This window comes from Avibacterium volantium (genome assembly GCF_900635775.1).
Classification (GTDB): Bacteria; Pseudomonadota; Gammaproteobacteria; order Enterobacterales; family Pasteurellaceae; genus Avibacterium; species Avibacterium volantium.
Genome location: NZ_LR134167.1, coordinates 602,111 through 628,857, shown reverse-complemented (window position 1 = coordinate 628,857; position 26,747 = coordinate 602,111). Strand labels below are relative to the sequence as shown.

The 26,747-nt window shown below is 42.6% G+C and carries 24 protein-coding genes and 3 tRNA genes; 8 read left to right on the top strand and 19 right to left on the bottom strand.

Annotation, left to right across the window (positions count from 1 at the left end):
- Window positions 1-75 precede the first annotated feature (75 nt).
- Window positions 76-2,103: a BCCT family transporter gene (locus tag ELZ61_RS03070; protein WP_126371348.1), complete on the bottom strand. Its 2,028-nt coding sequence runs from the start codon at window positions 2,101-2,103 to the stop codon at window positions 76-78.
- 443 nt (window positions 2,104-2,546) lie between these two features.
- On the opposite strand from ELZ61_RS03070, the gene copM reads away from it, so the two are divergent.
- On the top strand, window positions 2,547-2,897 hold the full coding sequence (gene copM / locus ELZ61_RS03065; protein ID WP_126371345.1) for a CopM family metallochaperone: 351 nt from the start codon (window positions 2,547-2,549) through the stop codon (window positions 2,895-2,897).
- Window positions 2,898-3,056: 159 nt separating this feature from the next.
- A complete protein-coding gene (dprA, locus tag ELZ61_RS03060; RefSeq protein WP_126371342.1) occupies window positions 3,057-4,187 on the top strand; it encodes a DNA-processing protein DprA in 1,131 nt (376 codons plus the stop codon).
- Window positions 4,188-4,194: 7 nt separating this feature from the next.
- Here the strand turns inward: dprA and rsmD are convergent, their stop codons facing one another.
- A complete protein-coding gene (rsmD, locus tag ELZ61_RS03055) occupies window positions 4,195-4,806 on the bottom strand; it encodes a 16S rRNA (guanine(966)-N(2))-methyltransferase RsmD (RefSeq protein ID WP_126371340.1) in 612 nt (203 codons plus the stop codon).
- A gap of 158 nt (window positions 4,807-4,964) precedes the next feature.
- Between rsmD and ftsY the strand changes: the two genes are divergently transcribed.
- Window positions 4,965-6,599, top strand: coding sequence for a signal recognition particle-docking protein FtsY (ftsY, locus tag ELZ61_RS03050; RefSeq protein ID WP_126371337.1), 1,635 nt, complete (start codon window positions 4,965-4,967; stop codon window positions 6,597-6,599).
- Window positions 6,600-6,663: 64 nt separating this feature from the next.
- On the opposite strand, the gene glpQ is transcribed toward ftsY, so the two are convergent.
- Both glpQ and glpT read right to left on the bottom strand, forming a co-directional pair.
- Window positions 6,664-7,761, bottom strand: coding sequence for a glycerophosphodiester phosphodiesterase (gene glpQ / locus ELZ61_RS03045; protein ID WP_126371334.1), 1,098 nt, complete (start codon window positions 7,759-7,761; stop codon window positions 6,664-6,666).
- A 93-nt stretch (window positions 7,762-7,854) separates the two neighbouring features.
- On the bottom strand, window positions 7,855-9,300 hold the full coding sequence (glpT, locus tag ELZ61_RS03040; protein WP_126371332.1) for a glycerol-3-phosphate transporter: 1,446 nt from the start codon (window positions 9,298-9,300) through the stop codon (window positions 7,855-7,857).
- A gap of 284 nt (window positions 9,301-9,584) precedes the next feature.
- On the opposite strand from glpT, the gene glpA reads away from it, so the two are divergent.
- Genes glpA through glpC form a run of 3 tightly spaced genes read left to right on the top strand, consistent with a single transcriptional unit; the run spans window position 9,585 to window position 13,826 of the window.
- Window positions 9,585-11,276 (top strand): anaerobic glycerol-3-phosphate dehydrogenase subunit A, encoded by a 1,692-nt coding sequence (gene glpA / locus ELZ61_RS03035; RefSeq protein WP_126371330.1) that lies wholly within the window; start codon window positions 9,585-9,587, stop codon window positions 11,274-11,276.
- Complete coding sequence (gene glpB, locus ELZ61_RS03030) at window positions 11,266-12,558, top strand: glycerol-3-phosphate dehydrogenase subunit GlpB (RefSeq protein WP_126373565.1); 1,293 nt, start codon at window positions 11,266-11,268, stop codon at window positions 12,556-12,558. The genes glpA and glpB overlap by 11 nt, the downstream gene beginning before the upstream one ends.
- Window positions 12,558-13,826 (top strand): anaerobic glycerol-3-phosphate dehydrogenase subunit GlpC, encoded by a 1,269-nt coding sequence (gene glpC / locus ELZ61_RS03025; RefSeq protein ID WP_126371327.1) that lies wholly within the window; start codon window positions 12,558-12,560, stop codon window positions 13,824-13,826. Before glpB ends, glpC begins: the two co-directional genes overlap by 1 nt.
- A gap of 44 nt (window positions 13,827-13,870) precedes the next feature.
- Here glpC and ELZ61_RS03020 read toward each other — a convergent pair whose 3' ends face one another.
- Together ELZ61_RS03020 and ELZ61_RS03015 are read right to left on the bottom strand one after the other, a co-directional pair.
- Window positions 13,871-14,629, bottom strand: coding sequence for a DeoR/GlpR family transcriptional regulator (locus ELZ61_RS03020; RefSeq protein ID WP_103854240.1), 759 nt, complete (start codon window positions 14,627-14,629; stop codon window positions 13,871-13,873).
- 27 nt (window positions 14,630-14,656) lie between these two features.
- Entirely contained in the window at window positions 14,657-15,520 is an 864-nt protein-coding gene (locus tag ELZ61_RS03015) for a rhomboid family intramembrane serine protease (RefSeq protein ID WP_126371325.1), read from the bottom strand.
- A 43-nt stretch (window positions 15,521-15,563) separates the two neighbouring features.
- On the opposite strand from ELZ61_RS03015, the gene ELZ61_RS03010 reads away from it, so the two are divergent.
- Complete coding sequence (locus tag ELZ61_RS03010) at window positions 15,564-15,884, top strand: DUF5389 domain-containing protein (RefSeq protein WP_126371323.1); 321 nt, start codon at window positions 15,564-15,566, stop codon at window positions 15,882-15,884.
- Between the two features lie 138 nt (window positions 15,885-16,022).
- Here ELZ61_RS03010 and purT read toward each other — a convergent pair whose 3' ends face one another.
- The 5 genes from purT to ELZ61_RS02985 form a co-directional block, all read right to left on the bottom strand.
- On the bottom strand, window positions 16,023-17,204 hold the full coding sequence (gene purT / locus ELZ61_RS03005) for a formate-dependent phosphoribosylglycinamide formyltransferase (RefSeq protein ID WP_126371320.1): 1,182 nt from the start codon (window positions 17,202-17,204) through the stop codon (window positions 16,023-16,025).
- A gap of 26 nt (window positions 17,205-17,230) precedes the next feature.
- Window positions 17,231-17,737, bottom strand: coding sequence for an S-ribosylhomocysteine lyase (gene luxS / locus ELZ61_RS03000; protein ID WP_103855833.1), 507 nt, complete (start codon window positions 17,735-17,737; stop codon window positions 17,231-17,233).
- Between the two features lie 375 nt (window positions 17,738-18,112).
- A complete protein-coding gene (locus ELZ61_RS02995; RefSeq protein WP_126371318.1) occupies window positions 18,113-18,565 on the bottom strand; it encodes a YqaA family protein in 453 nt (150 codons plus the stop codon).
- Window positions 18,558-19,166, bottom strand: coding sequence for a sugar O-acetyltransferase (locus tag ELZ61_RS02990; protein WP_126371316.1), 609 nt, complete (start codon window positions 19,164-19,166; stop codon window positions 18,558-18,560). Before ELZ61_RS02990 ends, ELZ61_RS02995 begins: the two co-directional genes overlap by 8 nt.
- A gap of 2 nt (window positions 19,167-19,168) precedes the next feature.
- Window positions 19,169-19,768, bottom strand: coding sequence for a beta-phosphoglucomutase family hydrolase (locus tag ELZ61_RS02985; protein ID WP_126371314.1), 600 nt, complete (start codon window positions 19,766-19,768; stop codon window positions 19,169-19,171).
- A 156-nt stretch (window positions 19,769-19,924) separates the two neighbouring features.
- Here ELZ61_RS02985 and ELZ61_RS02980 point away from each other — a divergent pair, with 156 nt between their 5' ends.
- Window positions 19,925-20,296 carry a hypothetical protein gene (locus tag ELZ61_RS02980; RefSeq protein WP_126373563.1) on the top strand — a complete coding sequence of 124 codons (372 nt, stop codon included), beginning with the start codon at window positions 19,925-19,927 and terminating at the stop codon, window positions 20,294-20,296.
- A gap of 79 nt (window positions 20,297-20,375) precedes the next feature.
- Here ELZ61_RS02980 and ELZ61_RS02975 read toward each other — a convergent pair.
- From ELZ61_RS02975 to pyrG, 8 genes are all read right to left on the bottom strand, one after another.
- A tRNA-Arg gene (locus ELZ61_RS02975) sits at window positions 20,376-20,452 on the bottom strand.
- 62 nt (window positions 20,453-20,514) lie between these two features.
- Window positions 20,515-20,591 (bottom strand) — tRNA-Arg (locus ELZ61_RS02970).
- A gap of 10 nt (window positions 20,592-20,601) precedes the next feature.
- A tRNA-Ser gene (locus ELZ61_RS02965) sits at window positions 20,602-20,691 on the bottom strand.
- A 111-nt stretch (window positions 20,692-20,802) separates the two neighbouring features.
- Complete coding sequence (rep, locus tag ELZ61_RS02960) at window positions 20,803-22,815, bottom strand: DNA helicase Rep (RefSeq protein WP_126371312.1); 2,013 nt, start codon at window positions 22,813-22,815, stop codon at window positions 20,803-20,805.
- Complete coding sequence (locus ELZ61_RS02955; RefSeq protein WP_103854250.1) at window positions 22,812-23,033, bottom strand: YceK/YidQ family lipoprotein; 222 nt, start codon at window positions 23,031-23,033, stop codon at window positions 22,812-22,814. The genes rep and ELZ61_RS02955 overlap by 4 nt, the downstream gene beginning before the upstream one ends.
- Before the next feature lie 126 nt (window positions 23,034-23,159).
- Entirely contained in the window at window positions 23,160-23,573 is a 414-nt protein-coding gene (locus ELZ61_RS02950; RefSeq protein WP_126371310.1) for a DUF2251 domain-containing protein, read from the bottom strand.
- Between the two features lie 69 nt (window positions 23,574-23,642).
- Window positions 23,643-24,944 carry a phosphopyruvate hydratase gene (gene eno / locus ELZ61_RS02945; protein WP_103855589.1) on the bottom strand — a complete coding sequence of 434 codons (1,302 nt, stop codon included), beginning with the start codon at window positions 24,942-24,944 and terminating at the stop codon, window positions 23,643-23,645.
- A gap of 115 nt (window positions 24,945-25,059) precedes the next feature.
- On the bottom strand, window positions 25,060-26,691 hold the full coding sequence (gene pyrG / locus ELZ61_RS02940; RefSeq protein ID WP_103855588.1) for a glutamine hydrolyzing CTP synthase: 1,632 nt from the start codon (window positions 26,689-26,691) through the stop codon (window positions 25,060-25,062).
- Window positions 26,692-26,747: the final 56 nt, after the last annotated feature.

Sequence of the window (26,747 nt, the reverse complement as noted above, 5' to 3'; positions counted from 1 at the left end):
GCGTAAAAAAGTGCGGTGCAAAATTCTATCATTTTTTTGACCGCACTTTGTTTTTATTCGTTGCTATCGCTTAAATTATTCCGCCAGCTCCGTTTGCTCGTGCGACATTAGCTCTTGCCCCACGTCTTCTAGCAAGCTGAGATAGCGTTCATATTGACGCAAAATATCGGCGATGAGTTCGTTACGTGTCATATATTGCACATCATAGCCCGTACGACCGTCAGCGAAGTAAGTCATCGGCTGGTAAGTGACGGAATGCTGAATATGCGGGAGGTTTTCATCATCAACCAACTGTGAGGCAATTTCGTGGCTTACGGATTTCACTCCATACATAAAATCACGCATTGATTCTTTTTTGATGATCAGTTCCACGCTTGGCTCTTCTGCCTCAAGCGATGGCACAACGTCCACATTCAGGCTGTAAACTTCCACTAACTCTTGGCGTAGCTCACGCATTGCAGGCAAGGCGGTGCGTTTTAAGAATTTCACAATATCCTTTTCCTGCGTTTGGTTGAGCATTTGTCCTAAGCGATCTTTCCATTTTTCCCCTGTCCATAACAAGCTGGTTGGGGTGACTTTGGCGGCGAAGTATTTTTGATCCGCATTCAAGCCTTTCCATAAGCTCACACACATTATTAACATCAACATTGCAAACGGTAGTGCCACCAATAAGGTCATTGTTTGTAGTGTGCCTAGTCCACCTTCACGCATTAACACAATAGCTAATACCATCATCACCGCGCCCCACATTATGGCTTGCCAACGCGGTGCGGAAAGGCTTTTATCCCGTGATGCCATATTATTCAGCACATAAATGCCTGAATCTGCCGAAGTAATGAAAAATAGGGAAATAATCACTAAGGCTAAGGTGCCTGTAAGTGCAGAGAACGGTAAATAATCTAAGAATTTAAACAATAATTTTTCTGGTGCGGAGGTGAACGCGTGTAATGCCCCCTCTGCCACGTTTAGCTCTAACCAAATCGCACTGTTGCCAAACACGGTGAACCACAAGACGCAGAATAAACTTGGCACGGCTAGCACGCCGAAAATAAATTCGCGAATGGTGCGTCCGCGGGAAATACGCGCGATAAACAAGCCCACAAATGGCGCCCACGAACACCACCACGCCCAATAAAGCACTGTCCAACCAGTGAACCACGCAGTGTTTTCTGTTTCGTACGCATAGGTTTTAAAACTTAGGCGTACTAAATTGCTCAAATAAATGCCAATGTTATCGCTAAATGTGGTGAGCAAATACAGGGTTGGGCCTGCGATTAAAATAAACAACATTAAAGCGAGGGCTAAGCCTAGATTGATTTCGCTGAGTAATTTCACCCCTTTGCCCACCCCTGAAATGGCGGAAAATACCGCAATGGACATCACCACAACGATAATCACCGTTTGCAAGCCGAAACTATTTTCAGCCACCACGCCAAGCTGAGTTAGCCCTGCACCGAGCTGTGCCGCACCAAATCCGAGGGTGGTGATAATCCCGAATAGGGTGGCGACTAACGCCATAATATCAATCACATCGCCGATCTTGCCGTTAATACGATCTTTCAATAAAGGATAAAAGCAAGAACGCAACGCCAGCGGCAATTTATAACGGAAACCAAAATAGGCGAGCGCTAAGGCGATCACGCCATACACTGCCCAAGCGTGAATTCCCCAGTGGAAAAAGGTATGCAATAAGGCTTCTTGTTGTTTATGTTCAGCAGATCCTGTGGTGATGGTGGAAAAATAATGGGTGAGCGGTTCAGCCACTCCAAAGAACATCAACCCAACCCCCATTCCAGCGGCAAATAACATCGCTAGCCAAGAAAGGAAAGAAAATTCAGGTTCTTCTTCATTGCTCCCCAGTTTGATATTGCCCAAACTACTGACCGACAACACGAATAAGAAACAAAGAAAAACGGAAAAGGCTAAAATATAAAACCAGCTAAAATTCGCAAACACGCCCGCTTTCGCCCAGTTTAAAAGTGCGGTGGTTTTTTCTGGCAAAATTAACGTTGCAACGAGCAACAAAATAACCAGTAATAAAGTTGCCCCTATAACAAAGGGGTTAAACGATGATCTTTTATGAATAAAAGCAGAAAAAGACACAACAATGATTCTCCTTTAAGTTAATGTTTTGTGCACATATCAATCTCAACAAATAAATTGAAATAGCCGCTAAATAGCTCGCTTAAATAAAGAATACAAAACAAATTGATGAATGAAATTGCTTCAAATTTGAGCTAAAAAAGACGTTCATTACACCTTTCTTAGCAATAAACGTTTATGCAACGCATTGAGTTGTACATCACAGTACAAAAAGACGAAAAAATCATACTTTCTTGATATGAAATTCTCAAAAACGGATAGATTATAGCATAAAATATCGAGGATTGACAGGCCTTATTATTTTCACTTATATATCAATAAGATAACTATAAATTTATCAAAGAAATGTATAAGAAGAAGTTTTGCTTTTTTTCTTGACCTTACCCTAAGGGTAAGGTTTATTATTTTGGCTCATTTAATCATACAAAAATAAGGTACTCACAATGAAAAAAGCACTATTGATTTTAATCGGTTTAGTTTCTAGCACTGCGATGGCTGAAATGCCACATCATCACACTGCACATCAACCTAATGCAATGCAAAGTGAATTAATGGCAAGTATGTCTGCAATGCACGCGGATATGGAAAAAGGAATGCAATATCAAGATGCTGATGTCGCGTTCGCGGCCAGTATGCTGCCACATCACGAAGGTGCAGTGAAAATGGCCGAGATAGAATTGAAATATGGCAAAGATCCTGAATTACGTCAGCTAGCAGAAAATATCATCAACGCACAACAAAGCGAAATCCAATTTATGCAACAGTGGTTGGAAAAACATCAGGCTAAACAATAATGCTGAAATAACGCCCTCAACCCAGGGCGTTATTACTTTTCTAATTCCCCAAATATGAATTAAATTCTCGATCACTGTCGCAAAACGCAAACAAAGTTTACTTTCCTTCTTCCCTTTCTTTTAAGCTACTCCTCTATTTTGCCAATTTCTAAAATATCAATGCTAAAAAACGAGATCTTACTCCGCTTATTACAAGTGCCAAAACTTGGCGCGAATACGATTCAAAAAATGCTGGCTGAAATTAGCCCTGAACAGCTTTTAGACTATGACAAGATTGCTTTCAAACAAATGGGGTGGACTGAGAGCCAAATTCAGCGCTGGTTTAATCCTGAGCGTAAATTTATCGAGCCGGCGTTAGATTGGGCGCAAAGTGCGGGCAATTTTTTGCTTAATTTTACTGAACAAGATTATCCTTATTTGTTAAAACAAATTCCGTCAGCGCCGCCGCTGTTATTTTTACAAGGAAATTTAACCGCACTTTCTCAGCCACAAATTGCTATTGTGGGCAGTCGTTATTGCTCTAATTATGGGGAATATTGGGCGAAGTTTTTCGCTCAAGAATTAAATCAGGCAGGTTTTGTCATTACCAGTGGCTTGGCGCTAGGTATTGACGGTTTTTGTCATCAAGCAGTGGTAACACAAAAAGGGCAGACTATTGCCGTATTAGGCAGTGGACTGAATGCGGTTTATCCTGCTAAACACCGTGGCTTAGCTCAACAAATTATTGAAAATAACGGGGCATTGATTTCTGAATTTTTGCCCAACCAACCGCCCGTGGCAGAAAATTTTCCACGTCGCAATCGTATTATCAGCGGGCTTTCTCTTGGTACATTGATCATCGAAGCCACAGAACGAAGTGGCTCATTGATCACCGCACGCTACGCCCTTGAGCAAAACCGAGAAATCTTTGCGCTTCCCGGTAATATCCAAAATGGCTTCAGCGAAGGCTGCCATAAATTGATTAAACAAGGGGCAACACTGGTGGAAAACGTGCAGGATATTGTGGATAATCTGCCGAATTATGGCTATTCCGCATCATTTTATGCACAGCCAAAACAGCAAGCTCTCCCATTTAATCAAACTAACAGTCAAACAAAAAGCGTTACCCCACAACAAGCTGAACCGCCAAGCCACCCCGAACTTTACGCCCAACTTAGCCACATTGCCATCAGCCTTGATGAGCTTTCCGCCCGCTTATCTTTGCCCATTGATGCACTACTTACACAATTATTAAGTTTGGAATTGCAAGGTTTGGTGGTGAGCGAAAATGGCTTATATCGAAGGAGTTAAAGAAGTATTATTCGCCCAGCAAATATTGATACAACCGATAACTCACTTGCCCAGTGGTTTTTTCTTTTAATATTTGCCAATTATCTGGCAGGCTTAGGGTTTTGTTTTTTTCCGTTTCCACATAAATTAGTGCATTGGGCTTAAGCCAATTAAATTTAATCAGCAAATCAACGGCTTGTTGTGCGAGATCAAAATGAAAAGGTGGATCGAGAAACACCAAGTCAAACACGGGTTTTGGCTCTGGTTGCTGTAAATAATGCAAGCTATCTTGGTTAATCACACGCCCTTGTTGCGGCGTACATTTTAGCTGTTGTAGATTTTGCGTGAGTTGCTTTGCCACCTGTTTATTGAGTTCCAAAAAGGTCACTTGCTTGGCTTGGCGTGAAAGGGCTTCTAACCCCAATGAACCGCTGCCAGCAAAACAATCTAAGCAAGTCGCGTCCACAATATAAGGCATCAACCAGTTAAATAGCGTTTCTTTCACCCGATCACCTGTTGGACGCAAGCCTTCCGCATTCAGCACAGGCAATTTCCGCCCACGCCAAAGCCCTGCAATAATACGGACTTCACCTTTTGCCAGATTAGTATGTTGCTTGCGTGTCGCAGGATTTTTTTTCATAGGGATTCGCCAAATTATGATAAACTATGCAAACTTTTCGCTGAACTTAATGCCCATTTTCAGCCGACTTTTGCATTCGGTAACAGAATAAAATTAGGTAGCATAGTTTAGTATAAAATTCAGAAAATCAGTAATTTTTTCATAATAGCGAGTAATTTATGGCAGAAAAAAATAAAAAAGGTGGTTTTTGGTCTTGGTTTGGATTAGGAAAAAAGAAAGAAGAAACATCGAACCAAGCGGAAGTGCAAGAAACAGAAACCGTAGAGCAAACGGAGCTTGCGCAAGAACAAAGTGCGGTGGAAAATCCAGAAGTTTTGGTGGAAGAAACAGAAACCGTAGAGCAAACAGAACTTTCGCAAGAACCAAGTGCGGTGGAAAATTCTGACGTTTTAGCGCAAGAAACTGAAATTACAGAGCCAACAGAACTTCCGCAAGAACCAAGTGCGGTGGAAACTTCTGAAGTTTTAGTACAAGAAACAGAAATCGTAGAGCAAACAGAGCTTCCGCAAGAACCAAGTGTGGTGCAAAATTCTGATGTTTTAGCGCAAGAAACAGAAATCGCAGAGCAAGCCGAACTTCCGCAAGAACCAAGAGCGGTAGAAAATCCTGACATTTTAGCGCAAGAAACAGAAATTACCGAGCAAGCAGAGCTTCCGCAAAAACCAAGTGCGGTGGAAAATCTTGACGTTTTAGCGCAAGAAACAGAGATCGCTGAGCAAACAGAACTTCCGCAAGAGCAAAGTGCGGTAGAAAATCCTGATGTTTTAGCGCAAGAAACAGAAATCGCCGATCAAACAGAACTTCCGCAAGAACCAAGAGCGGTGGAAAATCCAGAAATTTCAACGCAAGAAAAACCAAGCGAAGGGGGCTTTTTTAGCCGTTTGGTGAAAGGCTTAATTCGTACCAAACAAAATATCGGTTCGGGCTTCTTCGGGCTATTTTCAGGCAAAAAAATTGATGATGATCTGTTTGAAGAATTAGAAGAACAGTTGCTCATCGCTGATATTGGTATGCCAACAACCACTAAAATTATCAATAATTTAACGCAGCACGCCAGCCGCAAGCAGCTAAAAGATGCGGATTTACTGTATCAACAATTAAAATTAGAACTCGCAGAGATTATCAAGCCTGTGGCGCAGCCTTTAGAAATTGATACCAGCAAAAAGCCTTATGTGATTTTAATGGTGGGCGTCAATGGTGTAGGGAAAACCACGACCATTGGTAAACTTGCACGCCAATTCCAAATGCAAGGCAAATCCGTGATGTTGGCGGCAGGCGATACTTTTCGTGCTGCTGCGGTGGAGCAGCTTCAAGTGTGGGGAGAGCGTAATAATATTCCTGTGGTGGCACAAAGCACGGGAGCAGATTCCGCTTCGGTGATCTATGATGCAATGCAATCGGCGGCTGCGCGCAATATTGATATTTTGATTGCTGATACCGCAGGGCGTTTGCAAAATAAAAATAATTTAATGGACGAGCTGAAAAAAATCGTTCGCGTAATGAAAAAATACGATGAAACCGCGCCGCACGAAATTATGCTTACCCTTGATGCTGGCACAGGGCAAAACGCTATTAGCCAAGCCAAATTATTCAACGAAGCAGTAGGTTTAACAGGAATTAGCTTAACTAAATTAGACGGCACAGCCAAAGGCGGGGTGATTTTCGCCATCGCCGATCAATTCAAATTACCGATTCGTTATATTGGTATCGGCGAAAAAATTGAAGATCTGCGTCCATTCCAAGCAGAAGAATTTATTGAGGCGTTGTTTAATACTGAAACAGAACATCATTAACTAAAAAAAATCGGAAAGTTACCTTTCCGATTTTTTATTTAACGTTCACATAAGTGGTTCAAACTTACTTCCCTTTCCCCAAAAACTCCACCGCGGTATCCGGGAAATCGGTGAAAATACCTGTTGCGCCAGCTTGGTTTAACAAAGCATCGTACATTTGGTTTACGTTAGTAAAAAATGCAGGTAAGGCATCTTTTCGTACGGTGTAAGGGTGTAGTTCCATATTGTATTTTTTCAATTCTTGCACAAGTGGGGTGTAAACCACTTTGTCTTTAGTCGAATTGTTTTCATCAATCAACATATACCAACCCGGGCCTACGCCGTCTGCATATTTTGCTACTTCTGCCATTGCGCCATCTTTGAACATCCAGTCATAATCATAGTTTACCCATTCACCCTGCGGATTTTTTTCTTCCGTTTCGTGCCAATCGGTGTAGGCGATAAGCTGGACTAATTTAAGATCCATTCCTAGACTCGGCATTAGCTCCGTTTTGATGCGTTTAAGCTCATTAAAATCAAAGGTTTGCAAATAAACGCGATCAGATTTTTGCGTATAACCATATTTTTTCAGCACTTCCAAGGTCGCTTTGGCAATATCTTTCCCTTCTTTATGATGTAGCCAAGGGGCTTTGATTTCAGGGTAAATGCCGATTTTTTTGCCTGTGGATTTTTCTAGTCCTTGGATAAATTCGATTTCATCTTCAAAGGTGTGAATTTTGAAATGGGATTTCCACATTGGGAAGCGATCAGGGTAAACCTGTACCTGTTTACCCTCTACCACTTTGAAATTTTCGGTCATATTAAGCGATTGAATTTCCGCAAGCGTAAAATCCACCACATAATAACGCCCATCTGCGCGTTTACGATCAGGGAATTTTTTCGCCACGTCAGTCAGCCCGTCTAAAAAATGATCGTGGATCACGATTAAATGATCGTCTTTCGTCATCGCTAAATCTTGTTCTAAATAATCCGCTTTTTGTCCAAAGGCAAGGGCTTTACTTTCTAGTGTATGCTCAGGCAAATAGCCACTTGCTCCGCGGTGAGCGATAACAAGTTTTTCATTATTGTTCATTGTCGGCATTGCATTTGCCGATTGCACACAAGTAAATGCCAAGGTGGATAAGGCAACAACTTGGGCTAATTTTTTTAATTTGAATGTCATAAAAACTCCTTTTATTAAAGTGCGGTGATTTTTCACCGAATTTTTATCAATAAAAAAGGAAGAGCATTGCTGCGCTTCCTTTCTGATTATTCACTATTTACCGTAGTGATCGCCTAATGTGGCTTTATGTTTTGCTTCTTGAATAGTTACGATTAAGAGTAACAATACTGCCAAGATACCGCCGGTGATCATTACATAGAAACCGCCGTCCCAGCCGTAGTATTCCGCAGCCCAACCCACAACGGCTGAAGCAGAAACAGTACCACCGAGATAACCAAATAGGCCAGTGAACCCTGCTGCTGTACCTGCGGCTTTTTTCGGTGCAAGTTCAAGGGCGTGTAAACCAATTAACATTACTGGACCATAAATTAAGAAACCGATAGTGGTCATTAAGATAAAGTCAGTTAATTGATATGGGTTTTCATACCACGCTTTGCCTGCATATTGTGCAAGTTCAGATTCTGGTGTTGCTGGGTTTAACCATAATGCCACTACCGCAATGGTAGTTAAGATCATAAAGATAAAACCGGTTAAACCACGTTTACCTTTAAATAGGTGATCCGATACCCAACCACAGATAAGCGTTCCCGGAATCGCCGCTAATTCATAAATGGTGTATGCCCACGCCGTACCTTTGATATTGAAGTGTTTTACTTCACCCAAATACACTGGCGACCATTTTAATACGCCATAACGAATGAGATAAACAAACACGTTAGCAATGGCAATGTACCATAACAATTTGTTTTTTAAGACATAAGTAACGAAAATTTCTTTTGCTGTGAGATCGTTTTCGTAGGTTTTTTCGTTATAGTCATCTGGGTAATCATTACGCCATTTTTCAATAGCAGGTAAACCGCAAGATTGTGGTGTATCTTTCATTACAAAGAATACAGGGATCGCCGCAAGCATTGCCGCAATACCTGGATAGTAAAGCGCTTGTTGCCATACATCTTTTGCGGTGGCTTGCACGCCGTGTTCACTGAAATAAATCGCACTGGCTAATAACACCATTGCGCCCGGCACCATTCCCCCGAGATTGTGTGCGGTATTCCAGATAGACACGATTGTTCCGCGTTCATTTTTTGACCACCAGTGTACCATTGTACGTCCGCACGGTGGCCACCCCATACCTTGGAACCAACCATTAAGGAAAATCATCACAAACATCACTAAAATGCCTGATGTCGCCCAAGGCATTAAGCCCATTAGGGTCATACATAAACCTGAAAGCAACAAACCACAAGGCAAGAAAACTTTCGGATTTGAGCGGTCAGAAATACTCGCCATAAAGAATTTTGATAAGCCATAGGCTAAACCTGCACCAGTCCCGATAATACCCAGTTCAGCTTTGTTATAAAGCCCTGCTTCAATTAACCCTTTCTGTGCTAAATCAAAATTTGCGCGCACAAAATAATATGCCGCATAACCAAAGAAGATCCCTGCAAACACTTGCCAACGCAAGCGTCTATAAGTGGAATCTATCTTTTCTTTTGGCAGCTCCGCAATATGGGGAGCTGGTTTAAACGGTCCAAACATAGAAATTCTCCAAGTTGTTATTTTTTATAGATGAAAGACGTTCTTTTACGAACATTTCCAACATATCATAGCGAGAAAATAAAAAACGAAAAGCAGATAAAGTTTAAGATGTGATGTTTATCACAAAAAAATAACAAAAACTTTTCAATGACGGATAAATAGTGATCTACCTCACATAATTTAATACAAATTCGCTCATTTTATTTTCTAAAACGAACATTTATCGTATGATAGAGCTGTTAATCTTATCTTTTTATTTACAAATTTAATGTGGGGGAAAAGCGATGAAAAAATCACCGCACTTTTATCAAAATGCACAGGACTTTTCGCCTATCAATACGGACGTGATCATCATTGGCGGCGGCGCAACGGGTGCGGGGATTGCACGCGATTGTGCGTTGCGTGGCATTAATTGTGTGTTGTTGGAACGCCGTGATATTGCCACAGGAGCAACAGGGCGTAACCACGGGCTGTTGCACAGTGGCGCGCGTTATGCGGTGAATGATGAAGAATCCGCACGCGAATGTATTCAAGAAAATTTGATCCTGAAAAACATTGCTCGCCATTGTATTGAAGACACCAAAGGGCTATTTATCACGCTGCCTGAAGATGATTCGGCCTATCAAAAAACCTTTCTTACCGCTTGCGATAATGCTGGCATTGAAGCGGTGGCGATTGAGCCTGATTTAGCCAGACGCTTAGAGCCTTCGGTCAATCCGAATTTAGTGGGCGCGGTGGTGGTGCCTGATGGCTCAATCGATCCTTTCCGCCTCACTTCCGCCAATATGCTTGATGCCAGCGAGCGTGGCGCAAAAATTTTCACCTATTGCGAAGTAAAAGGGCTAATCCGCGAGGGTGATCGCGTGATTGGGACGAAAGTTTACGATCATAAAAATAAAGTAGAACGCTTATTTTTTGCCCCTGTTGTGGTGAATGCAGGTGGGATCTGGGGACAAGGCATTGCCGAATCTGCCGATCTGAAAATCCGAATGTTCCCAGCCAAAGGGGCGCTGTTAATTATGGGCCACCGCATTAATAATCTAGTGATTAACCGCTGCCGTAAGCCTGCCGATGCTGATATTCTCGTGCCGGGGGATACCATTTGCGTGATCGGTACGACCTCAAGCCGTATTCCTTATGATCAAATTGATAATATGGTGGTAACACCTGAAGAAGTGGATATTTTGTTCCGTGAAGGGGAAAAACTCGCCCCTTCCCTACGCCATACCCGTGTGCTGCGTGCTTATGCTGGCGTGCGCCCACTGGTTGCCACTGATGACGATCCTTCAGGACGCAACGTGAGCCGTGGCATTGTGTTGCTCGATCACGCAGAACGTGATGGGTTGGAGGGTTTTGTTACCATCACAGGTGGGAAATTAATGACCTATCGTTTAATGGCAGAATGGGCAACGGATTTGGTGTGCAAAAAACTCAATAAATCTGCCACTTGTACCACTGCTAGCCAACCTTTACCGGGTTCAGGCGCAACACAAGAAGAAACCTACAAACAAATTATTTCACTGCCAACACCAATTAAAATTTCTGCGGTATATCGCCACGGCCAGCGAGCCACCAAATTGCTCGATCAAGAACGCTTAGATCGTTCCTTGGTTTGTGAATGTGAAGCGGTGAGTGCAGGGGAAATTCGTTATGCCGTTGATGAACTCAAAGTGAATAACTTGGTGGATTTACGCCGCCGCACCCGTGTAGGAATGGGAACCTGCCAAGCGGAACTTTGCGCCTGTCGTGCTGCAGGCTTAATGGCGCGTTTTAATGTTGCCACACCACGCCAATCTACCACTCAACTGGCTTCTTTTATGGAAGAACGTTGGCGGGGAATTCAGCCTATTGCGTGGGGAGAAGCGGTGCGCGAAGCAGAATTTACCAGCTGGATTTATTACAGTTTACTCGGTTTGAATGATGTTAAACCACTTGATGAACAAGCCACACAGGGGACAGACAGCAATGAAATTTGATGTGATTATTATCGGTGGCGGATTGGCAGGGCTAACCTGCGGTATCGCCTTGCAACAACAAGGTAAACATTGTGCCATCGTAAACAACGGACAAGCGGCGATGGATTTTTCCTCTGGCTCGTTAGATTTACTCAGCCAGCTTCCAGATGGAAGTGCGGTGGAAAATTTTGCAGATTTTTACCCGCACTTTGCTGAGCAAGTGCCACATCACCCCTATACCTTATTGGGAAAAGATCAGGTGCTTGCTAAAGCAGAACACTTTGAACAATTAGCCCAATCGCTCAATTTGGATCTGCTTGGCTCACATAAAGAAAATCATCTCCGTGTTACTCCTTTGGGCGGTTTACGTCGAACTTGGCTTTCGGCAAACAGCGTGCCAACCTTGCCATTATCACAAGCTGAATTTCCCCATAAACGCATTGTAGTGCTAGGCATTGAGGGTTACCACGATTTCCAACCACAATTATTAGCGGATAACTTAAAACAAAATCCGCAATTTGCCCATTGTGATGTGAGTATTGGCTATTTGCACATTCCGCAATTAGACCAACTTCGCAACAACGCACGGGAATTTCGTAGCGTCAATATTTCCCAAGTACTGGAGCATAAACTGGCGTTCGGCGAGTTAGTGCGAGAAATCCAACAAGCCGCAGGAAACGCAAGTGCGGTGTTTTTACCCGCCTGTTTTGGAATGAGCGACAATCATTTCTTCAACAGCCTCAAACAGGCGACAGGGCTAAATTTATTTGAACTACCAACACTACCGCCTTCTTTACTGGGAATGCGTCAGCGAAAAGCCCTGCGAGATCATTTTGAAAAGTTGGGCGGTGTAATGCTCAATGGCGACAAAGCGTTGCGGGCGGATATTGAGGATCACCAAGTGAAAGCCCTTTACACGCAATTACATCAAGATGATGCACTTTATGCTGAGCATTTTGTGCTGGCTTCGGGGCATTATTTTAGCTCGGGGATTGTGGCGGAATTTGAACGGGTTCTTGAGCCTATTTTTGATCTCGATATTATCGGCAACGGCGATTTTGATAATGGCAACCGCCTTTCTTGGACAAGAGATCGCTTTTCCGCTCCGCAACCTTATCAAAGTGCGGGGGTGAAAATTAACGAAAAATGCCAAGTGCAAAAGTGCGGTGAGATTTTAGCGAATTTATACGCTATTGGCTCAGTGATTGGCGGTTACAATAATTTAGAACTCGGTTGTAGCTCGGGCGTGGCGGTGGTTACCGCGCTCACCGTGGCAGAACAGATTCTTGCAGGGGGCAAATAATGAACATTCAACAATTAATCGAAAATGCGAAACAAAATGCCGCCTTGCCACCCACACATCAATATATGGATAACAGTTTTGAGAGCTGCATAAAATGTACGGCTTGCACGGCGGTTTGCCCCGTGTCGAAGCAAAACCCGCTCTACCCTGGTCCGAAGCAAGCTGGTCCAGATGGGGAACGTTTTCGCCTAAAAAGTGCCGCATTCTATGATGAAGCACTGAAATATTGTACCAACTGCAAACGCTGTGAAGTGGCTTGCCCTTCTGATGTGAAAATTGGCGATTTAATCGTGCGGGCGAGAAATAACCATTTGAAAGAACAGAAAAAATCGCTCATTCATAAATTACGCGATGCGGTGCTAAGTAACACCGACATAATGGGCAAACTCAACACCCCTTTTGCCCCTGTGGTGAATACCATTACAGGCTTAAAAGCCACGAAATTCTTACTGGAAAAAACCTTAAAAGTTAGCCAACACCGCAGTTTGCCGAAATATTCTTTTGGCTCATTCCGTCAATGGTATAAAAATAATGCCCTTGAGCGTCAGCGTTATTACAAAGACAAGGTGGCATACTATCACGGCTGTTACGTGAACTATAATAATCCACAACTCGGTAAGGATTTAATCAAGGTTTTCAATGCCTTAGATATTGGCGTGCTGTTATTGGAAAAAGAAAAATGCTGTGGACTGCCACTGAGCGTAAATGGCTTTCCAAAACGTGCTAGACAACTTGCCGAATTTAACCTTGCTCAGCTAGAAAATACCATTATTAATCAAGAGCTTGATGTAGTTGGCACTTCATCTAGCTGTACGATGAATTTGCGTGATGAATATCATCATATTTTGGGAATGGATAACGCAAAAGTACGTCCACACATTAATATTGTAACGAAGTATTTGTATCAATTATTTCAACGTAAAAACGCACCGCAGTTTAAATCAATGCCGTTGAAAGTGGCATATCACACCGCTTGCCACGTGGATAAAGCAGGTTGGGCGCCTTATACGCTTGCGTTACTGAAACTGATTCCTGATTTAGAGGTGGTAATGCTACCAAGCCAATGTTGTGGTATTGCTGGCACTTACGGCTTTAAAGCAGAAAACTATGAAGTTTCCCAAGCCATTGGTAAAACCCTATTTGAGCATATTGAAGAAGGGAAATTCGATTTTGTGATTTCAGAGTGCGAAACCTGTAAATGGCAAATTGATATGTCCACCAGCCTAACCTGCCTGCACCCAATCACGTTGTTGGCGAAGGCGATTTAATCTTCACGCCAGTTATAAAAAAATTGGGCTAATTGCCCAATTTTTTATTCACAAATATGCACTAGCGTATTACTTGCTTCTAACAGCTGAATAATGCTCTCTGACGGTGGGGTATCGGTAAACAAATGGCTCAGCTCGGTGAGTGATCCCAAACATACCATTGCGCGGCGGTTAAACTTGGAATGATCCGTTGCTAAAATAGTGCTACGCGAGCTTTCCATAATCGCACGTTTTACCTGCACTTCGTGATAATCATAATCCAGCAATGTGCCATCACTATCAATGGCGCTAATGCCGAGAATACCAAAATCTAAGCGAAATTGTTTGATAAATGCCACGGTGGCTTCACCGATAATGCCACCGTCTTGGCGCAGCGATCCGCCCGCCATTGTGATGTCAAAACTTTTATTTTGCATCAGAATGTAAGCAGCGTTCAGGTTGTTGGTCACAATGCGTAAATTTTTGTGATTTAACAAGGCATTTGCCACCGCCTCAGGGGTTGTGCCGATATCCATAAATAACGATGAACCATTGGGAATAATTTTCGCCACTTCTTCGGCAATGCGTCTTTTTTCTGTTGAAAAGAAGTGCTTACGTTCCACATAATCAGAATTTTCTGATGTGGAAGGGGAGGCCGCGCCACCGTGATGACGGCTGATTAAATTATTTTCTGCCAGTTCATTCAAATCGCGGCGAATGGTCTGTGGGCTAACCCCAAGCAGGCTAACTAAATCTTCCGTGCTTAAATAACCATTTTGTTTCACCAGCGAAATGATCTTTTTATGACGAAGGGATTGTTTCATTGCTTCTTCCTGATGTTGTGTTTATTTTTAAATTGTTTTTTGTGGCTTGGCAAACAAGATTTTTACCCTGGCTAATACAGCGCCCGTTAATAAGCCCGTGATGTGCGCGGTGTTCCCCATAGAAACGCCAATCAAGGGGCTAACAAAACCAAAGGCGATACCAACAAGGAGCATTGTAAAAAAGCCTTGCGGTAAATGAAAGGGGTGCTGACGACTAAATTTATCCAATACCAGAACATAGCCTAGCACCGCATACACCACGCCAGATAAGCCGAAAAATGCAGGCCCTGATGCCATATTTTGCGCAAAACCACTAATAAACGCAGAAAGCAGATACAACAGCACCAGCGTTGCTGTGCCAAATTTCTGTTCAATTTTCCCAGCAAAAATCCACCACCACACCAAATTGAAGGTGATATGCCAAGGGGAAAGGTGAACAAGACTATGCGTGAAATAGCGCCAAAGTTCGGATTGTTCCGCATAGCTCTCTGGATAATGGGTGGCTAGCAAAATGTCTTGGTTAAAACCAAGTAGCTGAAAAAGATAAATAATCAGACAAAGTGCGGTTAAAAAAACAGTAAATTTTTGTTGTTTCCACTGGGAAAACCGAGGAAATTTCCACCGCACTTTATTTTCATCAGCTTGTTCAATTTTGCCCGTTTCCCAGCTGGCTTGTTGGTACATCGCATCAAAAGGACGGCGCAGAAATTCATCGCGCTCTTGCTCTATTTGGTTTAATAATGGGCAATCTTCTGCCACATACACCGCAAGCATAATGCCATATTTTGTTTGTTCCTCTCTCACTTCAAGCGGGACTTGATATTTCTGTGCAATATAATCACGAAAGTAAAAAGCAAAATTACTGATTTCACTACCAAATAGACGCTTCATTTGTTATATTCCCTTCTCCTGAAAAATTGAATAAATGATTGATATGAACAAACAAAAAATGCCCACTGGCTTTAGCCCTTTCATTTGGGCGCTCGCTATTTTTTGCCTGCCTATTTTGCTTTGGCCCCTGGCGCTACTTATCTCGCCAAATTTACTGAAAAACCCCAGTTTAACTGATTTGCAAACTATGTTGATGTCGATTTTTTTCTGGGTTTATCCTTTTATTTTAGGCATTAGTGCAAGAATACTTTACCTCATTCATCAACGCAATGCCCAACAAGGCAAAGCCTTGCTTATCCTAAGTGCGGTGATTTTTTACGGCATTTTAGGCTATGTGGCAACGGTGGGATTTCGGGTTGCATAGGCGTTAATTGTTTACGCATTTTTTGCCATTGCTTCATTTCTGCTTCGGAACAATTCTGCATGCTCTAAAATTCACACGCATTTTCCAGCGCACTTATTCTTAAATTAGTAAGAAAGGCGAACCTTGTTCGCCTACTCGTTATAAAATAATGTCTAGTTCGTTGTAAGCGCGTTGCACTTTTTGCAAGGCTTTTTCTACACTTTCATCGCGAGCTAGCACTACCCCCATTCGGCGATGGCCTTGCACTTCTCCCTTACCAAATAAACGAATATCCGTATTGGGTTCAGCCAACACGTTTTCTAAACCCGCAAATTGTACTTGGTTGGAATGTCCTTCCACCACAATGGCTTTAGATGCTGCTGGGCTAATAAGATTAATTTGCGCAATCGGCAAACCTAAAATCGCACGGGCGTGCAAGGCAAACTCAGACAGCTCTTGCGAGATAAGGGTAACCATTCCTGTATCGTGCGGACGCGGTGAAACTTCATTGAAAATCACATCGTCCCCGGCTACAAACATTTCCACGCCAAAAATCCCACGTCCGCCAAGTGCGGTAGTAATTTTCTCCGCAATTTGCTGCGCTTTGGCTAATGCCTCCGCTGACATTGCTTGTGGCTGCCAAGATTCACGATAATCGCCATTTTCTTGACGATGACCAATCGGCGCAAGGAATGAAGTGCCACCAATATGGCGAACCGTAAGCAAGGTGATTTCATAATCAAATTTAACAAAACCCTCCACAATCACACGCCCAGCTCCCGCGCGCCCACCTTGTTGGGCATAATCCCAAGCGGCTTGTAGCTGATCAAACGATTTCACGATACTTTGTCCGTGTCCTGAAGAAGACATAATCGGCTTCACCACACAAGGAACGCCAATTTTTTCCACCGCACTTTGAAAATCTGCAAAATTATCCACAAATTGATAAGGCGAAGTAGGCAGCCCTAATTCTTCTGCCGCCAAACGGCGAATACCTTCGCGATTCATTGTTAAGCGTGTGGCTTTCGCCGTAGGAACAACATTAAAGCCCGCTTGCTCTAATTCCACCAAAGTTTCTGTGGCAATCGCCTCTACTTCTGGCACGATATAATCAGGCTGTTCTTTTTCAACCAAGGATTTCAACGCCTCGCCATCAAGCATTGAAATGGTATAAGCACGGTGCGCCACTTGCTGCGCTGGCGCATTTTCATAACGATCCACCGCAATCACTTCCACACCTAAGCGTTGCAATTCAATTACCACTTCTTTACCCAGCTCACCAGAACCTAACATCATCACTTTGGTGGCTTTTGGTGTCAGTGCAGTCCCTAATGTTGTCATTGTGTTTTCCTTCTATCAGTGAGAATTTACTGTGCTAACAAACTTTCATCGAGTAGCAAATCTTCATTTTTGTTTACGCCTACGCCACGTTCAAGAATGTGTTGCGCGATTTGATGGGCTTCGGGCAAGGAATGTTCGGTGTAAGTACCGCATTGATATTCGTTTAATTCTGGAATCTCTTTTTGATCTTTCACCTGTAAAATATCTTTCATTGAGGCGAGCCACGCTTGCGCCACTTGCTGTTCGTTTGGTGTGCCAATGAGGGACATATAAAATCCAGTGCGGCAACCCATCGGCGAAATATCAATAATTTCTACATTTTCGCTGTTTAAGTGATCGCGCATAAAACCAGCGAAAAGGTGTTCCAAGGTGTGAATGCCCTTTGGTGGCAGAATTTCTTTGTTTGGGATACAAAAACGCAAATCGAAAATCGTAATATCATCGCCTTTTGGGGTACGCATTGTTTTGGCGACACGCACTGCTGGCGCATTCATTTTGGTGTGATCCACTTTAAAGCTATCGAGTAATGGCATAATTTTTCCTTTTCCTGAATAAAATGTAAATTTTTGTAAAAAAAATTCAACTTATCGTGAACTTTTCTGTTATTATTCGGTCTGACAGTATAGCAGCTTGCAGTTGTTTTAATAAATTTGATTCCTTAAGTTATTTTTGCCACTCTTTATGAGTGGCTTTTTCTTTCCTTGATCGGCTAAAACATCTTGTTTGACACCGATCTAGTATAAGCAAAGTGCAAAAAGCGAACAACCTGATTTATTTTTTGTAATTCTTTGTAAATTTTCTTAAAGTTATGTTAGTATAGCGTTCCACAACAAATAGCAACTTGCAGTTGTTTAATAAAAATTGGTTCCTTAGGTTATTCGCCACCTTTCGAGGTGGCATTTTTTTATTTAAATTTGGCTAATTAATAATAACAACGTATAACGAAACAATTTTCCAATCATTATTAATAATAATGATTTCAACCAGTTAAAACGCAACCAGCCTGCCATTGCGCAAAAGGCATCGCCCACAATGGGCAGCCAGCTTAATAATAATGTCCAAATGCCATAGCGCTGAATGTTGTTCAATGCCCAGCTGTGTTGCAGATTTTTTTGTTCTAATTTGGGAAACCAACGTCCAATCATATAAGTGGTCATTCCACCTAATGTATTACCAAGTACGGCAGCAACAAGCAATTCAAAAAGATCAATAGAGAAAACCGCGCCAATAAAAGGTGCGGTGAGAAAAAGGAAAATAATTTCCGAATTGCCGGGTAATACGGTGGCGCTAAGAAAGGCGCTGCTAAACATTATCCACAGGCTATTTGATCCCAATAGCCCATCGGTCAGCCAATCAAGCATAGTCTGCCATATATTTGTTAATATAATTTAGCCTATCTTGCTCGGTAATTTGACGAAGCACTTTGGCAGGATTACCCACCACAAGGCTATTGGCAGGAATATCTTTGCTCACCACTGCACCTGCACCAATCACCACGTTGTCGCCAATGGTTACGCCACCTAAGATAATGGCATTTCCCCCAATCCACACATTATTGCCAATGGTAATCGGCAGCGCTTGTTCCCAATCTTGGCTGCGTAATTCCGCATCAAGGGGGTGGCCTACGGTATAGAGGCTCACATTTGGCGCAAGCATCACATTATCGCCAATGGTGATGCCACCGTTATCCAATATTGTGCAGTTATAGTTGGCAAAAAAGTTTTCGCCCACTTCAATAAAACAGCCGTAATCGCAAAAAAACGGCGCGTTAATATGGGGTTCATTTTTGCATTTGCCTAAAATTTGCTGAATTAGCACCGCTCTTTTTTCTGTTTCAGAAGGGCAAATTTGCGTATTGTATTGAAAAAGGCGCTTTTTATTTTCAATGCGAAGTTGTGCTAATTCTGGATCATTAGGTTTATGCGCCAGCCCTGCGAGCATTTTCTGCTTATTTGATAACATAATTATTGTTTAATCAGTTGATTGATACGGACATCAAAGACGTCCATTCCAGCAGCAAGCCCTGCTTGCACGCCAAGATCGGCATCTTCAAACACCACGCAACGTTGTGGATTCACCTTGATTAATTCCGCGCAACGCAAAAATGTATCAGGTTCTGGCTTGTGCTTTGCCACATCTTCTGCGGTAACCACGGCATCAAAATAAGCGTGCAAATCAAATTTATCGAGCAATAAATTGGTCACATTGCGGTGCGAGCCTGTTCCCAGCGCCAAAGGTTTTTGTCCAGCAAATTTCTTTACCACCTGCGCCGCTGGCAACAAGGTGGAGTGTTGCATAATTAATTCAATTCCATATTGGCGTTTTAGCTGGATCACTTCATCAAACAACTCCATTGGCATTGCGGCTTTTTTCATCATTTGTTCAGCAATCACTTTCACTGGTGCGCCACCCAGTTGGTAAATCATCTCACCATTTAAAGGGTAACCTAAGGTTTCGCCCACTTTATCCCACGCTTTTTTATGGCTTGGCATTGTGTCGATTACCGTGCCGTCCATATCAAAAATTAAGCCGTCATAATCGGCAAAAAACTCCAAATCCGTCATTCATTACTACCTTTTTTAAAATTTTGTGTATTTTGCTACAAATTTGTGATCCCTGCACTGTTTTATTTGATGAGATTTCGGTAAAGTTAGGCTTAAATAAAATTTATCGCAAAAAATCACCGCACTTTCTAACCTGAAAATGATGTCGAGATGGCAATGAGGCTGCAGCAACAATTAACGTTTTTATTACAACGAAAATTGATCGATGAAGAAATCGTGCAATGGATGTTGCATATCCGAGATCATTTGCACACACAGTGGCACGCTGATGTGGAAAGCCCGCAAGTTTTTATGCTGTTTAATCATTTTGCAATGGCGTTAGGGCGAATTAAACGCGGTTATGCCGCCCACCCTTTAGCCCAAGAAATTTTGGCTGAAATGCAAAGTGCGGTGGTTTTTCCGCAAGTTTTTCAGCGTCATATCGAGCTAATGCAGCTTATTCCCCTTGCTATTCCTGATAGTGAACAAACGCATTTTATGGCGAATATTTATGCTCTATCATTAAGTCAGCCACAGATTCTAGATTAAAAAAACAATAGAAAATAAACAAAAGTAATAGAATTGTTTGAAGTAAGAGTGAAAAAATATAAAAGGAATTAAAGTAGAATGGCGCACCCGAAAGGATTCGAACCTTTGACCGCTCGGTTCGTAGCCGAGTACTCTATCCAGCTGAGCTACGGGTGCGTATTTGAATATTACTTACCAATCATTTAATCATTTTAATTTTGTTGTAGAGTTCAACAAAATGGCGCACCCGAGAGGATTCGAACCTCTGACCGCTCGGTTCGTAGCCGAGTACTCTATCCAGCTGAGCTACGGGTGCCCTGAGTAAATGGCGGTGAGAGAGGGATTCGAACCCTCGATAGAGTTTCCCCTATACACCCTTAGCAGGGGTGCGCCTTCAGCCTCTCGGCCATCTCACCGCAATCGGTTTGTGGGCGGTATAATACGGATTGCCCTCACATAAGTCAAACGATTTTTTGAAAATAATCGTTTGTTTGAATGATTTATCTACAACGAAGAATAAATATCAACTAGCCTTTCAAAATCGCTCGTAAATTAGCAAGATTTTTCTTTGTTTGGTTTTGCTTTTCTTCTGCGGTCATTGCAGGTTTGTCTTTTTCCCATTGCACATCATCTGGCGGTAATTCCTCTAAAAAGCGGCTTGGCGTTGGTTTAAAAATTTCGCCAAATTGTCGCCGCTCTTTACACAGGGAAAAGGTCAATGTTTGTTGCGCACGCGTAATGCCGACATAGGCTAAACGGCGCTCTTCCTCCACATTGTCTTCATCAATACTGGTTTGATGTGGCAGGATATTTTCTTCCATTCCCACTAAGAAAACGTGGGGAAATTCCAGCCCTTTTGACGCGTGCAAGGTCATCAATTGCACTTGATCGCTTTCATCATCTTCTTCACCACGTTCTAACATATCACGCAAAGTTAAGCGCGCGACTACTTGGTTGAGCGTCATTGCCTCATTAAACTCATCGCCTTTGAGCATTTCTGCCACCCATTGGAATAAGGTCGCCACATTTTTACTTTGCACTTCCGCCATTCTTGGTGAAGTCGCGGTTTCGTAAAGATATTCTTCGTAATGTAACTGGCTTAACATTCGGCGAATAGCGTCTTCAGGCTCAGCACGCAAAATTTCATCATTGAGTTCTACAATCCAGCGTGCAAAATGCTGTAAGGCGTTATAGGCTTTTGGGGTAACGCGTTGAATTAACTCAAAATCAAAAATCGCTTCAAATAAACTAATATGTTTTTCCGATGCCAATGATCCCAATTTTTCAAGAGTTGCCGTGCCGATTTCTCGCTTTGGTGTATTAATGATGCGTAACAGCGCGGCATCATCATCTTGATTCACCAACACGCGCAGATACGCCATCATATCTTTAATTTCTGCCCTTGAGAAAAAAGACGTGCCGCCCGAAATTTTATAAGGAATACGGTTTTGCATTAGCACTTTTTCAAACAAACGCGATTGGTGGTTGCCACGATACAAAATGGCATAATCGCGGTATTTGGTTTTACGCATAAAGCGATGGGCGATAAGTTCACCCACCACGCGCTCGGCTTCGTGTTCTTCATTTTTTGCTTCGATTACCTGCAATTTTTCCCCTTCGCCTAAGGTGGAAAATAATTTTTTGTCAAAAACGTGATCGTTATTGGCAATCAAAATATTGGCGCAATGCAAAATGCGTCCTGTGGAACGGTAATTCTGCTCAAGTTTGATCACTTCTAGTTGCGGAAAATCATTTTTCAGGCGGGCCATATTTTGTGGTTTTGCCCCACGCCAAGAATAGATAGACTGATCGTCATCTCCCACCACGGTAAATCGTGCGGCTTCGCCCACCAACAATTTGATTAATTCATATTGACTGGTGTTGGTATCTTGATATTCGTCCACCAGCAAATAGCGAATTTTTGCCTGCCATTTTGACCGCACTTCTGCATTTGCGCGTAACAACAAGGTTGGCTGCATAATTAAATCATCAAAATCTAGGGCATTATAAGCGCGCAACTGCGTGGCATAACGCTGATAGCATTGCGCAAAGGTCTGCTCTTGCGGATCTCGTGCGGTGGCAAGGGCTTGCGCAGGCAAAATAAGATCATTTTTCCAACGCGAAATCCGTGTCATCAAGGCTTTCAGCAGATCTTTATCTTCTTGTAACAAATCCTTAGTCAATTCTTTCAATAACGCCATTTGATCGGAATCATCAAACAACGTAATAGCCGATTTTAGCCCTAAATGCTTGTGTTCGCGCTTTACAATGTCGAAACCAAGGGTATGAAAAGTGGAGATCGTCAAGCCGCGGCTTTGATCTTTACCGATGGAATGTGCCACCCGCTCTTTCATTTCGCGTGCGGCTTTATTGGTAAAGGTTACCGCTGCAATATGCTTGGCGGAATAACCACAATTTGCGATCAAATGGGCAATTTTATTAATGATCACCCGAGTTTTGCCAGAGCCTGCGCCCGCCAAAACCAAGCAAGGCCCAGACACATAATGAACGGCTTGTTGTTGCTGTGCGTTTAATTTCATTTCGATTCTTCCGCCCACGCATAGGGCAATAATGCGGTGTCTAATAAAAAAGATAACGGCAAATCTAAAATTGGCAGCCCCCACTTTTGGGTCATTTCCCAATCGTATTTCGTGCCAGCATAACTTTCATAAGGTTCGGTAGGATCAACCAATTTCACCACCGTGCCGCAACCGCTTAATAATAAAAGTGCGGTGGAAATTATCGCTATTTTTTTCATAATCAATGAGGTAAAAAATTTCGCGCATTATAGGGAATAGAAAGTAAAAAATAAAATAGAAATGACCAAAATAGCTGTGCAATCTGTGGTTTTAATTGAGTTTGAACGCAATTAATATACCCAAACCTATCTCATCAGCCATCGATTAACAAGCTCTTGTGTGGTTTCTTTGTGCACCCACATACTTTCAAAGTTTGGCTCAGGATATTTGCTGTGGTTGTAGCCCACAAATTGGTGAAAATCGAACACGGCGTGCGGGTAACCATTAATCAGTAAAAAGGCTTGGTAACCATTTTCTGACCAACAAATTTGTAGATCTCGCGGCTCAGCTAAAGAATTTTTATCAATATCACTCACCGCATACACAAAAAGACTATCCACAACAGGCTGTGCTTTTTGGTGAAGATCAAGGGCATAAAAATAGCCTGTTTCGCCATCATCTTCAAAAATCACCAGTAAATGTTCGTGCTGTGGTGAATGTGCGCCACAACGGTATTTTTCACCAATTTTTAGTTTTTCATCAAGGACAGAATAAAGCATTGTATCTCCTATTTTTAGATAGTAAAAAGCCACCGAAAACTCGGTGGCTTAAGCGAATCACGCAATAAATTACGCTTGACCTTTAACCGCTTTTAATCCTAAGAATGGCGCTTTGTCGCCTAATGCTTCTTCGATACGGATTAATTGGTTGTATTTCGCAATACGGTCAGAACGGCTCATTGAACCTGTTTTGATTTGACCTGCTGCTGTACCTACCGCTAAATCTGCGATAGTTGCATCTTCAGTTTCACCAGAACGGTGAGAGATCACTGCAGTATAACCTGCATCTTTCGCCATTTTGATTGCCGCTAAAGTTTCAGTTAATGAACCGATTTGGTTGAATTTGATTAAGATTGAGTTTGCGATACCGCGTTCAATCCCTTCTTTTAAGATTTTGGTGTTAGTTACGAATAAATCATCACCCACTAATTGAACTTTGTCGCCTAACACTTTAGTTTGGTAAGCGAAACCTTCCCAGTCTGATTCATCTTGACCATCTTCGATAGAAACGATTGGGTATTCTTTGCAAAGCTCTTCAAGGTAGTGTGTGAATTCTTGAGAAGTGAATGATTTGCCTTCACCTTTCATTTCGTACATACCATTTTCTTTGTTGTAGAATTCAGATGATGCGCAGTCCATTGCAAGGGTAACGTCTTTACCTAATACATAGCCTGCTTTTTCTACTGCTTCTTTGATACAAGCAAGCGCTGCTGCATTTGATTCTAAGTTTGGTGCAAAACCACCTTCATCGCCCACTGCAGTGCTTAAACCTTTAGATTTTAATACTTTAGCAAGGTTGTGGAACACTTCAGCACCAATGCGTAGTGCTTCTTTTAACGTTTTTGCACCCACTGGTTGGATCATAAATTCTTGAATATCCACGTTGTTATCTGCGTGTTCACCACCGTTGATGATGTTCATCATTGGTAATGGCATTGAGTAAACACCTGGTGTGCCGTTAAGCTCAGCAATCCACGCATAAAGTGGTAAACCTTTAGATGCTGCCGCTGCTTTGGCGTTAGCAAGAGAAACCGCTAAAATTGCGTTTGCACCGAATTTAGATTTATTTTCAGTGCCGTCTAAGTCGATCATAATTTGGTCGATTTCAGCTTGATTAGTGGCATCTTTACCCACTAAAGCTTGTGCGATTGGACCATTTACAGCATCAACCGCTTTTAATACACCTTTACCTAAGAAACGAGATTTATCGCCATCGCGTAATTCTAACGCTTCGCGAGAACCTGTTGATGCACCAGATGGCGCAGCTGCAAGACCTACGAAACCACCTTCAAGGTGAACTTCTGCTTCCACAGTTGGGTTACCGCGAGAGTCGATGATTTCACGACCAATAATTTTAACGATTTTCGCCATTTTATTTTCCTCTTTTAAGTTCAAAATGAATTCTTGAAAAATCGGGCTTATAGTAAAGCGTTTTTCCGAATTTGTCTTGTTAAAAATAATGCTTATTTGATCCAAACACTACTTTTTAACTATTTTTCTGATGTTCTCTTGCCGCCTTCACAAAACCTTCAAACAATGGGTGACCATCGCGTGGGGTTGAAGTAAATTCAGGGTGGAACTGACAAGCTACAAACCAAGGGTGCTCAGGCACTTCAATAATTTCCACCAGTTTTTTATCCGCAGATAATCCGGTTACTTTTAAACCGGCTTTTTCAATTTGTGGCAACAGGGTATTGTTTACTTCGTAACGATGACGATGACGCTCTTCAATGGTTTCCGCACCATAGAGTTCACGCGCACGGCTACCTTCGGCGAGATGACATTGTTGCGCGCCTAAACGCATTGTGCCACCAAGATCAGATTGATCGTTACGAGTTTCAATATTTCCTTCTGCATCTTGCCATTCGGTAATCAAACCAACCACAGGCTGTTTGCAGTCTTTATCAAATTCAGTAGAGTTGGCTTCGGTTAATCCCGCTTTATGACGCGCGTATTCAATTAACGCCACTTGCATTCCTAAACAAATACCTAAGTAAGGAATGTTATTTTCACGCGCATATTGCGCGGTACGAATTTTGCCTTCTACGCCACGATAACCAAAGCCACCTGGTACTAAAATACCGTCTAAGCCTTTCAGTACATCGGTACCTTTGCTTTCGACATCTTCGGAATCAATGTATTTGATATTCACGTTCAAACGGTTTTTCAAACCACCGTGTTTGAGCGCTTCGTTCACCGATTTATAGGCATCAGGCAATTCGGTATATTTGCCCACCATACCAATGGTTACTTCGCCTGTTGGGTTGGCTTGCTGGTAAAGCACTTGTTCCCATTCGCTTAAATCCGCCTCTGGACAATCTAAATGGAAACGCTGACAAATAAATTCATCTAAGCCTTGCGATTTCAATAAAGCTGGAATTTGATAAATGGAGTTCACGTCTTTTAACGAAATCACCGCACGCTCTGGCACATTACAGAATAAGGCGATTTTGGCGCGCTCATTCGGTGGAACCATACGATCAGAACGGCAAATTAACACATCAGGCTGAATACCAATAGACAGTAATTCTTTCACCGAGTGTTGCGTTGGTTTGGTTTTCACTTCCCCTGCCGTTGGAATATAAGGCACAAGGGTTAAGTGCATAAAAATCGTACGCTCACGCCCCACTTGCACCGCAAGCTGACGCAAGGCTTCTAAGAAAGGTAAGGATTCAATATCCCCCACTGTGCCGCCCACTTCGACAATCGCGACATCGTGGCCAGCTGCACCGTCAATCACACGGGCTTTAATTTCGTTGGTGATATGTGGGATCACTTGAATGGTCGCACCAAGATAATCACCACGGCGTTCTTTGCGTAGCACTTCAGAATAAATTTTACCGGTGGTGAAATTGTTGCGTTTGGTCATTTTGGTGCGAATAAAACGCTCATAATGTCCTAAATCGAGATCGGTTTCTGCACCGTCTTGGGTAACAAACACTTCGCCGTGTTGCGTTGGACTCATTGTGCCGGGATCCACATTAATATAAGGATCCAGCTTCATAATGGTTACATTCAAACCACGGGCTTCTAAAATTGCTGCAAGAGATGCCGCAGCAATACCTTTACCTAGGGAAGAAACAACACCGCCCGTTACAAAAATATAATTGGTAGCCATAATCGAACCTAATTTGTTGAGATGAAAGTTGATAATCATTGTAATAAGACGGGACG